Raw genomic sequence first — 14,585 nt, forward strand, 5'->3', positions numbered from 1 at the left:
TATGAAACCATATATTATAATATCAGGACTAAATCTTAGAGATAATAATAGAGGAACGGCTGCATTAAGCTATGGCTCTTTTTATTTTTTGCATGAAAGAGGGTTATTGCCGAAAGGGGCAAAGATTTTAAATGTTCGTTTTGTAAAGAATTTCTTAAGGCCGGAAAATAGAGGGATAAAAAATCAAAAGATAGACATTGATGGTACCGTATGGGAACATTTTACAGTTAATGTCTTCTTCATAGAAAGTATATTATTAAAATATCTTCGTGTTTGTTTGCCCTTTACTAAGTTCGGACGAATGATAAAACAGACTGAATATGTTGCTGCCATTAATGGTGGTGACGGCTTTTCGGATATTTATAGTACTAAAACTTTTCACAGTCGGTTATCTGATATCAATTTAGCGATGATATTCAATATTCCTGTCATTCTTCTCCCCCAAACCCTGGGACCGTTTAAGGAGAGTAAAAATCAGATTATAGCTGGTCGTATTCTTCGTTATGCCAGTCAGATTTTTGTTCGTGATGACAAATTCATTCCGGAGTTAAAAAAAATGGGATTAAAATACGAACAGACGAAAGATCTCTCGTTTTATATGAAGCCGCAGCCTTTTAATATTGAGATCAAATCCAATGCGGTAGGTATTAACGTGAGTGGATTGGCTTATAGTAATCAATTCCGGACTCTTTCCGGACAGTTTGCTACTTATCCATTGCTCATAGATAAGCTTATTGCTTATTTTCAGCAAAAGAATGTTTCAATTTATTTGATACCGCATTCATATAATTATCAGAACGCAGAGTTCGCTAATGACGATCTGGAAGCTACGCGTGATGTCTATGCCAAGTTACAGGACAAGAGTCATGTTCTATTTATTGATCAAGATATAATTTCTCCTCAAGTAAAGTTTATTATTTCACGAATGAAGTTTTTTATAGGCACACGTATGCATGCCAATTTTGCAGCAATATATACTGGAGTGCCATTGTTTGGATTGGCGTATAGCTATAAATTTCAAGGGGCGTTTGAGGCAAATGGCATTTATGATAGTACAGCTATGATAAATAATATCAATGAGCAAGATGTAGATGTCATAATAGAGAGAATAGCGATCAAATACGAGGCGTTGGGATAGTATCCTTTTATTTAAATATTGCTTTATGGCTTTTATTCAATCATGGCTTACCATAATTATTCTTGCGACTTTTTTCATTAAGTTACGAGTCGGTATAGTGTTATATCTTGCTTATGTATTTTTAGTCCCATATTTTAATATTGACTTTTTAGGAATTCATTTGAGTTGGAATTTTGCAAATGTTTTACTCTTAGTAGCTTTTATCCTGGATTATTATAAACGTAGTGCAAAAGTAATTTTTGACCTGAAACCATTCTATCCATTTATATTTTTCTATGGTATGATGTTAGTTGAAATGCCTTTTCAGGACGATGTTCCGATAAATGTTGCATTGAATTCATGGCGTGCAAATATGATGACTAATATACTATTTCCAATAGTAATGTGGAATGTGTTCAGATATGATACAAAAGTCGTGAAGTATTGTAAAAACTGCATGCTTGTAGTGATCATTATTGTTGTTTTGTATGGCATTTTTTTACTGTCATTAAAAGGAATGAATCCTTATGTGTTTTTTATGGCACAAATTAATAATGCTGAATTACGAGAAGCTCAATTTGGAGAGCAAACAGCACGTCTCATGACTAAAATATCTTCAGTATTTACTCATCCAATGATTTTCGGCTTGTTTTTAGGTCTAGCTATGGTGTATCTTTATTCATTAAAAGATAAAATGAAATCGTTATTTATCTATTTGTTGATGATATTTGTTGTAGGTTGCATTTTTCTTTGTGGTATTCGTACTCCGATAGGTGCAATTTTTGTTACAGTTCTTTTCTATTTACTGATGTCTCGTCAGATTAAATTGATGATATATGCAATAATTTTGGGATTTATATGCTATCTTATTATCGAAAATATTCCAGAGTTATCAGCAACAATTGATTCTATATTTACTCGTGGTAATCGTCAAACAAATGTAGAGGGATCATCTTTTGAGATGCGTTTTGAACAGTTTAATGGTTGTCTGAGGGAAATACGAGACTGCATTGTTTTTGGTAAAGGGTATGGTTGGAGCAGTTATTATATATCTATTCATGAACTTCATCCTGTGTTATTAGCTTTTGAGTCGCTTGTATTTGTAGTACTTTGTAATAATGGTATTGTGGGGGTGTTTATTTGGGTGATTACATTTATTTGGTTATTTAGGGGTGTTTATAGAAAGACTAAAAATATAACATTACTTGTGATGACATTAGCTGTTTATTACATAGGTTATTCAATCATTACAGGTGAATATGGATATATGCAGTATTTTATTATTTTCTATACATTAATTTTGATGAATTCAAACGGGACTTTATCAAGAGGGAGTGAATTGAATTAATTGCACAATATCATATTTGTCTCTTTTTCTTCTAAAGAAGTTTGGTGCAGATGTAATTATATATTATTTAAAAAAAGCTAAGGTATAAAGAATGAAGAATATGGTCACGAAAGTAAGAGTTATAGCATTCTATCTTCCACAATTTCATCCAATACCGGAAAATGATAAATGGTGGGGAAAAGGATTCACAGAATGGACTAATGTAGGTAAGGCTAAGCCTTTATTTAGAGGGCATTATCAACCTAGAGTCCCCGCTGATTTGGGGTATTATGATTTAAGAATGCCAGAAGTTAGAGAGGCGCAAGCGCAATTAGCAAAAGATGCAGGAATCGAGGGTTTTATGTATTGGCATTATTGGTTTGGAAATGGCAGGAAATTGTTGGAACGTCCTTTTAATGAAGTATTAACGACTGATAAGCCTGATTTCCCTTTTTGTTTAGGGTGGGCTAATCATAGTTGGACACGTAGAACTTGGAATAGTAATGCACAGTCTTGTAAGGATGTTGATTTGTTGTTACAGACTTATCCTGGAGATAATGATATAATTGAACATTTTCAATGTGTTTTGCCCGCATTGAAAGATCATCGATATATTTGTGTTGATGGAAAACCAATGTTTATGGTATATGATCCGCTGTCTGTTCCTAATATGAATAATTTTATGAAGATCTGGAATGAACTGGCTATAAAAAATGGATTGACTAATGGTATTCATTTTGTAGGGTTAGCGAGTGGATGGTTGGATAAGTATCAGAAAACTTTAGATTTAGGATTAGATGCAATTGCCCCGTCAAATTTATGGTATGCAGAATCTAAAGTAAAGGGGAAATATATAAAATTAGTAGAACATAAGCTTCGCAAATATTTTCCTTCCATTGCCCCACTTGACAAGTATAAATATAAAGATATAATAAAGAATTTCTATACTGACTATGATAGATTGGAAAATAGCTATCCTTCTATTATTCCTAATTGGGATAGGTCTCCAAGAGGAGGTAGAAGAGCTGTCATATACACAGGGTCGACGCCTGAATTATTTAAACGACATATTGAAGATGCTATAAAAATAGTAGAGAATAAAAAGGCGGAGCATAAAATTATATTTTTGCGTTCTTGGAATGAATGGGCCGAAGGAAATTATGTAGAACCAGATATAAAGTTTGGGCATGGGTATCTGGATTCATTAAGGAGTGTTATTTTGGAAGAATGATAAATAATGAGATTTCTAATATGAAAATTGTACATATTCTAAATTCTCTTAAAGGGGGAGGTATTCAGAATTTCTTATTGTCGTTAGCTCCTGAGCAGGTAATAAAAGGGTGTCAAGTATTAATTATAGTTGTAGATAATGACGATTATGAATACTGTACACGTTTAAAAGAAAAATTTGAGAACAATGGTGTGCAGGTTTGTTATTTAAATAAAAAATTGCATAGTAAAATCTCATTTTTGAAAACCTTGATAAAATGTAGGAATATTATAAAGAAAGAACAGCCCGATATCGTAAATACACATGGGGAAATCTGTCACATATATGGAGCGGTGACTACTTGGGGAAGGAAAATCAAACATTGTATTACTGTTCATAATGCCCCCGAACATTGGAATAAATTAAATATCCTCTTTAATGGAAGTAAACCTTTGATTTTTTGTTCGGAAGCAGCTTATTCTCTTAGGGTACAAAAGAATAAAAGCTATGAAGTGATAAACAATGGAATTTCTCCATCTATTGTACAAACTAAGGAATGCGTAAATTTAAGAGATGAATTGAATTTAAGTCATAATGATAAAATTGTTGTCTCAGTAGGATCTTTGCGTCCTCAAAAAAATTACGATTTCTTAAAAGAGATTTCGACTGCGATGATGGATGAACATATCCATTTCTGCGTATGTGGTGGTAATTATGGAAAGGGGTATATTAATACTAATTCTTTTAAAGAATATAAGAATATCCATTTTTTGGGACTTAGGTCTGATATCTCAGCTATAGAGAATACTGCAAATTTGTTTTTGAGTTGCGCTACGTTTGAAGGGTTACCGATTGCTGTTTTAGAGGCTTATTTTAATGGGATACCATGTGTCCTTTCTCCCATAGAGCAACACATTAATATATCTAATGTTTCAAAATGTTGGATACCAGAATCCTTCAAAGTTTCTGATTTTATCGTGACTATAAAAGAAGCCTTAAGATGCGAAGATAGTCATGATATTATATATGCTGAAAGACTTCCATTTATTGAAAAATACAGCATTTCTAGAACTGCAGAACTCTATATTGAATATTATAATAATTTATTGTAATAATGGGAAAGAGTATACTATATACGGTCAGTAATGGCTTGTGTACCGGATGTGGCATTTGTCAAGGGGCATGTCCAAATACTTCAATTACAATGCACGTCAAAAGTGGAAGATTTCTACCAGTGGTTGATCAGAAATCATGTAAGAATGATAAGGGTTGCCATCGTTGTTATGATATTTGTCCTGGGGTAGGAGTTAAACTCAATTGTATAGCGAAAGAGGAATTTAGCGGAGCTGATACATTCTATAATGGGAAAATAGGATATTATAGGAAATGTTTTACAGGGTACAGTAATAATTATGATGTGCGATATCATAGCGCGTCTGGAGGAATGGTTACTCAGTTACTTGTTTGGATGCTTGAAAAAAAACTTATTGACGGTGCAGCAGTTACGGCCTTTAGATCAAAAAGTGAATTGTTGGTTCATTCTTTTATTGCTACAACTAAAGAGGAAATTCTTTCTGCGAAAAGTTCTAAATATGCACCTGTTACATTAAATAATATCATTCATGATATAAAAGCTAGAGAGGGGAAATTTGTTATTGTAGGATTACCTTGCCATATCCATGGTCTCCGTAAATATGAAAAAATAGATAAAAAGTTTAAAGACAAGGTTTTTGCTTATTTTGGTCTATATTGTTCTGGAAGTAAAAGTTTTTATTTAACAGAGTATGTCTTGGATAAATATAATATAAATATGAAAGGGCTATCATATTTATCTTATAGAGATGAAGGATGTTTAGGAGGAATGGTCGCAAAAGGTGTTGATCCTCAATCAAAACAATCATATAGGTTCTACGAAGATTATCAGAAATATAGCCATCCTTTACGGTCTTTTTTTGTTCCTAGAAGATGTTTGTTTTGTATAGATCATTTTGCTGAATTGGCTGATATTTCTTTTGGTGATATCCATGTAATGCCTTATTCGTTAGATAAAGTTGGAATAAATTCTTTAGTAACACGAAAATCAGGAATGACTGAATTACTTTATGAAGCAGCGAGCGAGCGCGCGATATCTTTGTCAGATCTGAATGAAGATGTGCTATTGTCATCACAAATTGCAGTAAAGCAAAAAAACAACGGGCATCAACTTTTATTAAAATAGATAGAATATTAGGTCGTAAAGTACCAAAATATGATGTTAAACTTGATGATAGCTTTGTGTGCAGATCAGTCTTTTCATATGGATTCAATATGTTACAACAGTTTGTTGGCAACCATAAATCGCTTTGGAGTATTATAAGTGTACTCAAGAAAAAAACAACAATTGATTAAAAGAATAATGGAATATGAGAAATAAGAAAAAAATAGGATGTGTGATTGCTTATTCTGATAATCATAATAATTATGGAACATCACTTCAAGGTTTTGCAACAATAAAAAAAATACGAGACTTGGGATATGATTGCGAAATAATCCGTTATAAAAAGCAATTGACTCTATTTGAGAAAATCAAGCTTATATATCTGATGTTTCGCTGTGGGGGAACAATGGATAAGATACGCATTGTAAAAGAACGTTTGAATATGAAACTTCACCCTATGTACAAGAAAAATATTCAGGAAAGAACAGATGCTGTTAATGAGTATAAATTGAAACGATTGATTCCTTTATTTCATGAGTATGTTGGCTATGAAAAATTGTGCCAAGGATCATTAAATTATGATGTTGTATTAGTTGGGAGTGACCAGGTTTGGACACCACTAAGTTTATATAGTAAATATTATAATCTGCTGTTTGTTAGTGATTGGGTGCCCAAAGTTGCCTATGCTTCGAGTTTTGGAGTATCTATAATTCCTTCTTTCCAACATGAGGAAACAAAAAGATTCTTAAACCGGTTCAATAAAATAGGGGTTAGAGAAATTCGTGGTAAAGAAATTGTGGAAACAATCTCTGATAATCAAGCTACGGTTGTGGCAGATCCTACAATGTTATTAACTAGAGAAGAATGGCAGCAAGAAATTGCAGAATCAGATATTCAGGAAAAGGAGCCGTATATCTTTTGTTATTTTTTAGGAACAAATCAAGAGGCAAGAGAAGCCGTTAATAATTTGAGGGATCAAACTGGGTATAAGGTGGTTGCTATTAGGCATATGGATGAGTTTGTGCCTAGTGATGACGTTTTTGGTGATGAGGCTCCATACAATGTCAGTCCTAATGATTTTATTAAATATATTAGTGAAGCCTCTTATATTTGTACTGATTCTTTTCATTGCACAGTCTTTTCCATTATATTTCAACGCAAATTCTTAACATTTTATCGCTTTAAGAAGCATTCTCTTACTTCTAGAAATTCCCGTATTGATAGTTTGTTGGAGTACTTTGATTTATCAGATCGGTTATATAATGGCGACATTTGTTCTATAAAAAATAATATTGATTATAATGATGTAAATAGGAAGCTTTCAATATTAAGAGAAGAATCTATTATTTTTTTGAAAAACGCATTGGAGCTCCCTCGAAATACAATTTAGTAAGGAAAGTAATAGATCAATTCTTATTCAACTCTTATTAACAGATATCTATTTAAGTAAGAATATTTGGAATCTAAAAACATATAAATTAATATGCCTTATTTCATATCAAAACCGTTGTCTAAAAGAATCCTTTTTTTAGGAGTCTCAATGAAGACGAAAGGTGGGATGACTGCTGTACTTGCTTCTTATGATGAATACATTGAAAACATGCGTTTTATTCCCACATGGAAACTAGGGAATAAGTTTGTGAAAGCGTGGTATGCCTTGCAGGCATTAATACGTACGTTTTTTCTTTGTATATTTGATAAAGATATTGAAATAGTTCATATTCATGGTGCTGCCAATGCTTCATTTTATCGTTGTAAGCTTTTTATTCAATTAGTAAAAATATTTAAGAAGAAAGTTATTTTACACGAGCATGCTGCAGATTTTGTTGATTTTTATAACAAAGCAACAAATAAAGAAAAGATTGTCGATGCAATTAATATTTGTGAGCGATTGATCGTACTTTCTGAGTCTTGGAAGATCTTCTTTTGTTCTATAGGTGTGGAAAGACAAAAAATATATGTGTTGAACAATATTGTTTCTCCTCCGATTATTCAATTTCCGAAGCGAGAAGATAATAAAGTTCATCTCTTGTTTATGGGTGAAATTAGTAAAAGAAAAGGAGCTTTTGATTTATTGCTGACATTAAGTGAAAATCGGGACTATTTTAAAGATAAGTTAAGTGTAAGACTAGGTGGCAACGAAGTAGATGGGGATATAAGAGCTTTTATAAAACAACATGAATTATCTTCTTTTGTAAGTTATGAAGGATGGATTTCCGGTCAAAAGAAAGTTGACTGTTTGAATTGGGAAGATATTTATATTTTACCTTCTTATAATGAAGGTCTTCCTGTTGCAATATTGGAAGCTATGAGCTATAGCCATCCTGTTATTTCTACACCGGTTGGTGGAATACCCGAGGTAGTATATTCTGGGGTAAATGGTATGTTGATAGAACCGGGAAATTTACAGGGAATGAGAGATGCTTTGAAAGTATTTATAGAACGTCCTGATTTAATTTCTTGTTATGGGAAGGAAAGTTTTCGGCTAGTTCAACCTTATTTCCCTGAAAATGTGTTCAAACAGCTTACTACTATTTATCATTCACTATTGAAATAGCTTTTGGGAGAAAATAGTTATTTATTATTCATATAATTAGTTATGGTTGAAAATGTAGTCCGTATATTGAATGTGGACATACACTCTATTACTCAGCAGGAACTTTTACAAAATCTGAAGAAGGGCATTGTAATCACTCCGAATGTAGATCATTTGGTGAAACTTCAAAAAGATGCTGGTTTTTACGCAGTTTATCAAAAAGCTGATTGGGTGATTTGTGATAGTAAGGTTTTATATTTAATGTCGAAATTGCTAAGGAAAAAATTACCTGAAGCAATTCCTGGTTCTAGTTTCTTTACTGCTTTTTATCAATATCATAAAGATGATAAAAATTGTAGAATATTTCTTCTGGGAGCGGCAGAAGGAGTGGCTGTAAAAGCGATGGAAGAAATAAACCTGAAAGTAGGGCGGGAAATAGTTGTGGGAGCCTTTTCTCCTTCCTATGGCTTTGAAAAAGATGTAGATGAATGTAATATGATTCTCGATATTATACGTTGCTCGGGGGCTAATATTCTTTTGGTCGGAGTTGGGGCTCCTAAACAAGAGAAATGGATTGCTCAATACAGTAAGCAGCTTCCCGAGATTGATTTATTTATGGGGTTGGGAGCTACGATTGATTTTGAAGCAAAGATATTGAAGCGTGCTCCTTTATTTTGGCAGAGAATAGGGATGGAATGGCTATACCGCTGTTTAAGAGAGCCAAGGAGGCTTTTTAAACGTTATTTTATAGATGATATGCAATTTTTTTACTATTTCGTTCTCCAATTATTAGGGTTGTATCGAAATCCATTTAATAAATCTCTGAAGTAAATAGCGGGATAGTGTTAATAGTAATTGCAGCTAGCGGTAACATAAGAAAAATGGGGGCCTTATTTTTTTCATATATCTCGTATAGGTTTACAAGAAATATGTTTTTTATTAGTGTACAAGAGGTGGGTATTGATAAAAAAAATAAGTATAATTATGCAGGAAGTCCGGCGTTTTAATAAAGTTTTAAAATCTAGTGTCCTTTTGGGGGATATTATTCTACTTAATCTGCTTTTATGGGGATTTGAATTTCTTTTTGGTGATCGGTTCTGGTGTGATAAATGTGGTTCAATATATCAGGGAATGGCATTAATTACTTTATGCTATTTGTTTTGTAATATACATTCTGGTGTAATCCTATATCGTTCGGTAGTTCGTCCTGAACAGATAATGATTCGCGTACTTCGTAATATGGTACCTTTTGTTTTACTGTCGACCTGTTTTTTATTACTATTTGATTTTGAGTTTTCTAATTCTCGGTTTTTTGGGGTATACTATCTTATTTTGATAATGGTGATAGTCAGTTACCGTTTGACATTCCGTCGTTTTTTGGAACTTTATCGTGAAAGAGGCGGGAATATTCGCAGAGTCGTATTGGTGGGAAGTCACGAAAATATGCAGGAACTTTATCATGCGATGACAGACGACCCTACTTCGGGATATCGTGTACTCGGTTATTTTGAGGATGTACCATCTGATTGTTATCCTGATAGAGTTTCTTATTTGGGGCAACCTAAAGAGGTTAATGCTTATTTAGAAAAACATGTAGGGAAAGTTTGCCAACTTTATTGTAGTCTTCCTTCCGCACGTAGTGCCGAGATTGTTCAGATTATAAACTATTGTGAGAATAACTTGATACGTTTTTTCAGTGTTCCGAATGTTCGCAACTATTTGAAAAGAAGAATGTATTTTGAAATGTTAGGTAATGTTCCTGTTTTATCCATTCGTCGTGAGCCTCTTGAACTGTTAGAGAACCGGATTTTAAAGCGTAGTTTTGACATAGTCTGTTCTATTTTGTTTTTATGTACTATTTTCCCTCTTATTTATTTGGTTGTGGGGATTGCCATCAAAGTGAGTTCTCCGGGACCTATCTTTTTTAAACAAAAACGTAGTGGTGAAGACGGTCGTGAGTTTTGGTGTTACAAATTCCGTTCAATGAAGGTGAATGCGCAGTGTGATACATTACAAGCTACGGCACACGATCCGCGCAAAACACGTATTGGAGAATTTATTCGGGCGACAAGTATTGATGAGTTACCTCAGTTTATAAATGTTTTGTGTGGAGATATGTCTGTTGTCGGACCACGACCACATATGTTAAAGCATACGAAAGAATATTCTCAATTAATTAATAAGTTTATGGTTCGTCATTTTGTGAAACCTGGTATAACTGGCTGGGCACAGGTCACAGGGTATCGAGGTGAGACAAAGGAATTATGGCAGATGGAAGGTCGTGTGACACGCGATATCTGGTATATTGAACACTGGACATTTTTATTGGATTTGTATATTATATATAGAACTGTATACAATGCTATTCGTGGAGATAAAGAAGCTTATTGATAATTACGAATCCCAGTTTGCTTTATTTGATAAAATTTAAATTACTGAATATATGATGAGAAGACTAAACAAGAGAATTTGCTGGTTATTGCTGCTGTTTTTACTAGCTGGCTGCCAGTCGTACAAAAAAGTACCTTATTTGCAGGACATAGAAGTGATAAGTCAAACAGAACAAAGGGACAATTTATACGATGCTAAAATCATGCCTAAGGATTTATTGACTATCGTTGTATCCTGTACGAGTCCGGAATTAGCAGCACCGTTCAATTTGACAGTAGCTAGTCCGAGTAATCTGGCAGCAGCAAGTACGTTAGCTACTACGCAACCTGTATTGCAAACTTATTTGGTAGATAATGGAGGTCGGATTTCTTTTCCGGTACTAGGTGAATTGCAGTTGGGAGGATTGACGAAAAGGCAGGCTGAGCAAATGATAGTGGATAAATTGAAGCCCTATATGAAAGAGACTCCTATAGTGACAGTTCGTATGGTAAATTATAAAAATCTCAGTGATAGGTGAAGTTACTCGTCCGGGGACATTTACAATTTCAAATGAGAAAGTAAATTTATTGGAAGCCCTTGCTATGGCAGGTGATATGACTGTTTATGGGTTGCGTGATAATGTGAAACTTATTCGTGAGGATGCTACAGGAAAACAAGAAATTATTACTCTCGACCTGAATAAATCAGAAACGATTCTTTCTCCATATTATTGGCTCCGGCAGAATGATATCGTTTATGTGACTCCCAATAAAGCAAAAGCTCGAAATTCGGATATAGGAAACAGCACAAGTTTATGGTTCTCTGCCACATCCATCTTAGTATCACTTGCAAGCTTATTATTTAATATCTTAAAATAACGTTTGGAATAATGAAAGAAGAAATAATAAACGAAAGACACTCCGATGCTACTGATGAGAAAATTGATATTCAGGAATTGCTTTTCAAATATATTATCCATTGGCCGTGGTTTGTCGGCGCAGTGTTGATTTGCCTTGTTGGTGCTTGGATTTACTTACGTATGGCTACCCCAATATATAACATCTCAGCTACAGTTCTTATAAAGGATGATAAAAAAGGCGGGGCGGCAGGTATGATTACTGGACTTGAGAATTTAGGTTTGGATGGTCTTGTATCTTCATCGCAGAACATTGATAATGAGGTAGAAGTGTTGCGGTCTAAGACTATCGCGAAAGAAGTTGTAGAACAATTGGGGCTGTATGTCTCTTATACAGATGAAGATGAGTTCCCTTCAAAAAATATATATAAGACTTCTCCAGTCATAGTTAGTTTGACTCCACAGGAAGCCGAGAAGTTGAGTGCCCCAATGGTTGTTGAGATGGCATTATATACTCAAGGAGGGCTTGATGTGAATGTAGCAGTTGGAGATAACGAATATAAAAAGCATTTTGAGAAATTACCAGCTGTATTCCCGATGAATGAGGGTACTTTAGCTTTCTTTCAATCGCCAGATTCACTTTCTTTGAAGAAGGATACAATAGAAGATTCTTCAACTCAAAGTGTGCGTCATATTACTGCTACAATTAATTCACCGATGAGAGTGGCTAGAGCATATTGTGAGAATTTGAGTATTGAGCCTACTTCTAAAACGACTTCGGTAGCTGTGATTTCATTGAAGAACTCTAGCTTGCAACGTGGACAGGATTTTATCAATCAGCTGCTTGAAATGTATAACCGTAATACAAATAACGATAAAAATGAGATTGCACAGAAGACTGCTGAATTCATCGATGAACGTATTAATATTATTTCGAAGGAATTAGGAAGTACTGAGGCAAATCTGGAGAACTTCAAACGTAATGCGGGTATTACAGATTTAAGTAGTGAGGCACAAATAGCTTTGACCGGTAATGCTGAATATGAGAAGAAGAGGGTGGAGATTCGGACACAAATCAGCTTGATCGAAGATTTGCGTAAGTATATAAGAGGGAATGAGTATGAAGTATTACCTAGTAATGTGGGGTTACAAGATGTTGCATTAGTTGCAACGATTGAACGATATAATGAAATGTTGGTTGAACGGAAGCGCTTATTACGTACTTCTACAGAAAATAATCCAACCATCATCAATTTGGATACAAGTATCCGTGCCATGAAGTTGAATGTACAAGCTACTCTTGATGGTACTTTGCAGGGAATGCTGATTACAAAAGCGGACCTTGATCGTGAAGCAAGCCGTTTTTCTCGTCGTATTAGTGATGCTCCCGGACAAGAACGTCAATTTGTAAGTATTGCCCGTCAGCAGGAAATCAAAGCCGGACTGTATTTGATGCTTTTACAAAAGCGTGAGGAGAACGCCATAGCATTGGCAGCTACTGCAAACAATGCAAAAATCATTGATGAAGCTATCGCTGATGATATCCCTGTTTCTCCTAAGCGTAGAATGATTTATCTGATCGCTTTAGTATTAGGCATTGGCATCCCCGTAGGCATCATCTACCTGATCGGCCTGACCAAGTTCAAACTCGAAGGTCGTGCAGATGTCGAGAAACTGACAACTATTCCTATCGTCGGTGATATCCCATTAACCGACGAGAAGAACGAAAAAGACGGTTCTATTGCCGTCTTTGAGAATCAGAACAACCTGATGAGCGAGACCTTCCGAAACATCCGTACCAACCTTCAGTTCATGCTTCAGAATGACAAGAAAGTGATTCTTGTGACTTCTACCGTCAGTGGAGAAGGAAAATCATTTATCTCCGCCAATTTAGCCATCAGTCTCTCTTTATTAGGAAAGAAAGTAGTAATCGTAGGGCTTGATATCCGCAAACCGGGATTGAATAAAGTCTTCCGTCTTTCGACGAAAGAGAAGGGGATTACCTTATACCTTGCAAACCCGGAAACAGATTTGATGAGTCTGGTACAACCTTCGGATATTAATCAGAATCTGTATATCCTTCCCGGTGGAACGGTTCCTCCTAATCCGACCGAGCTGTTAGCGCGTGATGGTCTGGGACAAGGCTATAGAAATATTGAAGAAGAACTTTGACTATGTGATTCTGGATACCGCACCGGTAGGTATGGTTACCGATACCTTATTGATCGGTCGTGTAGCGGACTTGTCCGTCTACGTATGCCGTGCCGACTATACTCATAAAGTAGAGTATACATTGATCAACGAACTTGCCGAAGAAAAGAAACTGCCTAACCTGTGTACTGTAATCAATGGCGTAGACCTGAAACGCAGGAAGTATGGCTACTACTACGGCTACGGTAAGTATGGCAAGTACTATGGATATGGCAAACGCTATGGCTACGGATACGGTTATGGACAGGAAAAAGGTGCTAAATCGTAATCCGGTTCTAAGAATAAACCTGAGAATAAACGATAGCCTGTTTCAGTCTGATTGACCACAGTATATCCCCCAAGATATAGTCAGTCAGATATAGCCGACCGCTTGATTTTCCCCAATCAAGCGGTTTGTTGTATTCATCTACGTTGACAATATAATTTTTATATCCCATATCAAAGAAAAGCGGGTATCCGGACAACCAGATGCCCGTTTTTTTTGTTATATTTGATGTAGTCTGAAGGTATTTAATTGACTACAAATAGATTAAAAGAAACTCGCATGAGAATGGGCAACGGATAAGAAATTGGTAAAGTGCTTTGATACACTATATTTCTCATGCTGTCAAACAACTCTTATTTGTTTGCAAATATAATATTATTGCAGGTAATAATCAAAAATAACGAGGTTTATTTTCATTTTTACCTGCTGATATTTGTTCCGGATTATCAGATGCGATATATTTGTAATTAGGATTCGTACCGTGTTCCAAGCGGTT

Annotated in this window: 10 protein-coding genes and 2 pseudogenes; 11 read left to right on the top strand and 1 reads right to left on the bottom strand. The window is 34.9% G+C overall.

The window, feature by feature from the left end; translation table 11 throughout:
• Position 1 precedes the first annotated feature (1 nt).
• The 11 genes and pseudogenes from HMPREF9007_RS17725 to HMPREF9007_RS17675 all read left to right on the top strand — a co-directional run bounded on the left by HMPREF9007_RS17725 (position 2) and on the right by HMPREF9007_RS17675 (position 14,092).
• Positions 2-1,138 (top strand): polysaccharide pyruvyl transferase family protein, encoded by a 1,137-nt coding sequence (locus HMPREF9007_RS17725; RefSeq protein ID WP_008760753.1) that lies wholly within the window; start codon positions 2-4, stop codon positions 1,136-1,138.
• A gap of 25 nt (positions 1,139-1,163) precedes the next feature.
• On the top strand, positions 1,164-2,465 hold the full coding sequence (locus HMPREF9007_RS17720; protein ID WP_008760754.1) for a membrane protein: 1,302 nt from the start codon (positions 1,164-1,166) through the stop codon (positions 2,463-2,465).
• Positions 2,466-2,565: 100 nt separating this feature from the next.
• A complete protein-coding gene (locus HMPREF9007_RS17715) occupies positions 2,566-3,675 on the top strand; it encodes a glycoside hydrolase family 99-like domain-containing protein (protein ID WP_008760755.1) in 1,110 nt (369 codons plus the stop codon).
• Between the two features lie 20 nt (positions 3,676-3,695).
• Positions 3,696-4,766, top strand: coding sequence for a glycosyltransferase (locus HMPREF9007_RS17710; RefSeq protein WP_165000511.1), 1,071 nt, complete (start codon positions 3,696-3,698; stop codon positions 4,764-4,766).
• A 2-nt stretch (positions 4,767-4,768) separates the two neighbouring features.
• The gene (locus HMPREF9007_RS17705; protein WP_008760757.1) at positions 4,769-5,872 is read left to right on the top strand and encodes a Coenzyme F420 hydrogenase/dehydrogenase, beta subunit C-terminal domain; all 1,104 of its coding nucleotides are present in this window, start codon (positions 4,769-4,771) and stop codon (positions 5,870-5,872) included.
• A 184-nt stretch (positions 5,873-6,056) separates the two neighbouring features.
• Complete coding sequence (locus HMPREF9007_RS17700) at positions 6,057-7,241, top strand: polysaccharide pyruvyl transferase family protein (protein ID WP_008760758.1); 1,185 nt, start codon at positions 6,057-6,059, stop codon at positions 7,239-7,241.
• A gap of 150 nt (positions 7,242-7,391) precedes the next feature.
• A complete protein-coding gene (locus HMPREF9007_RS17695; RefSeq protein ID WP_225658424.1) occupies positions 7,392-8,408 on the top strand; it encodes a glycosyltransferase family 4 protein in 1,017 nt (338 codons plus the stop codon).
• 42 nt (positions 8,409-8,450) lie between these two features.
• The gene (locus HMPREF9007_RS17690) at positions 8,451-9,218 is read left to right on the top strand and encodes a WecB/TagA/CpsF family glycosyltransferase (RefSeq protein WP_008760760.1); all 768 of its coding nucleotides are present in this window, start codon (positions 8,451-8,453) and stop codon (positions 9,216-9,218) included.
• 153 nt (positions 9,219-9,371) lie between these two features.
• Complete coding sequence (locus tag HMPREF9007_RS17685) at positions 9,372-10,778, top strand: undecaprenyl-phosphate glucose phosphotransferase (RefSeq protein WP_008760761.1); 1,407 nt, start codon at positions 9,372-9,374, stop codon at positions 10,776-10,778.
• Between the two features lie 55 nt (positions 10,779-10,833).
• Positions 10,834-11,635, top strand: a pseudogene (locus HMPREF9007_RS17680) (polysaccharide biosynthesis/export family protein).
• A gap of 11 nt (positions 11,636-11,646) precedes the next feature.
• Positions 11,647-14,092 (top strand): annotated as a pseudogene (locus HMPREF9007_RS17675) (polysaccharide biosynthesis tyrosine autokinase).
• 7 nt (positions 14,093-14,099) lie between these two features.
• On the opposite strand, the gene HMPREF9007_RS27065 reads toward HMPREF9007_RS17675, so the two are convergent.
• Positions 14,100-14,261 (bottom strand): hypothetical protein, encoded by a 162-nt coding sequence (locus tag HMPREF9007_RS27065; RefSeq protein WP_155520514.1) that lies wholly within the window; start codon positions 14,259-14,261, stop codon positions 14,100-14,102.
• Positions 14,262-14,585 lie beyond the last annotated feature (324 nt).

The organism is Bacteroides sp. 1_1_14 (genome assembly GCF_000162515.1).
In the GTDB taxonomy this organism is placed as follows: domain Bacteria; phylum Bacteroidota; class Bacteroidia; order Bacteroidales; family Bacteroidaceae; genus Bacteroides; species Bacteroides thetaiotaomicron.

Bases quoted from the DNA above. Each gene is read 5' to 3' on its own strand.
- HMPREF9007_RS17725 (WP_008760753.1), top strand. From the start codon at position 2: ATGAAACCATATATTATAATATCAGGACTAAATCTTAGAGATAATAAT.
- HMPREF9007_RS17720 (WP_008760754.1), top strand. From the start codon at position 1,164: ATGGCTTTTATTCAATCATGGCTTACCATAATTATTCTTGCGACTTTT.
- HMPREF9007_RS17715 (WP_008760755.1), top strand. From the start codon at position 2,566: ATGGTCACGAAAGTAAGAGTTATAGCATTCTATCTTCCACAATTTCAT.
- HMPREF9007_RS17710 (WP_165000511.1), top strand. From the start codon at position 3,696: ATGAAAATTGTACATATTCTAAATTCTCTTAAAGGGGGAGGTATTCAG.
- HMPREF9007_RS17705 (WP_008760757.1), top strand. From the start codon at position 4,769: ATGGGAAAGAGTATACTATATACGGTCAGTAATGGCTTGTGTACCGGA.
- HMPREF9007_RS17700 (WP_008760758.1), top strand. From the start codon at position 6,057: ATGAGAAATAAGAAAAAAATAGGATGTGTGATTGCTTATTCTGATAAT.
- HMPREF9007_RS17695 (WP_225658424.1), top strand. From the start codon at position 7,392: ATGAAGACGAAAGGTGGGATGACTGCTGTACTTGCTTCTTATGATGAA.
- HMPREF9007_RS17690 (WP_008760760.1), top strand. From the start codon at position 8,451: ATGGTTGAAAATGTAGTCCGTATATTGAATGTGGACATACACTCTATT.
- HMPREF9007_RS17685 (WP_008760761.1), top strand. From the start codon at position 9,372: ATGCAGGAAGTCCGGCGTTTTAATAAAGTTTTAAAATCTAGTGTCCTT.
- HMPREF9007_RS27065 (WP_155520514.1), bottom strand. From the start codon at position 14,261: ATGGGATATAAAAATTATATTGTCAACGTAGATGAATACAACAAACCG.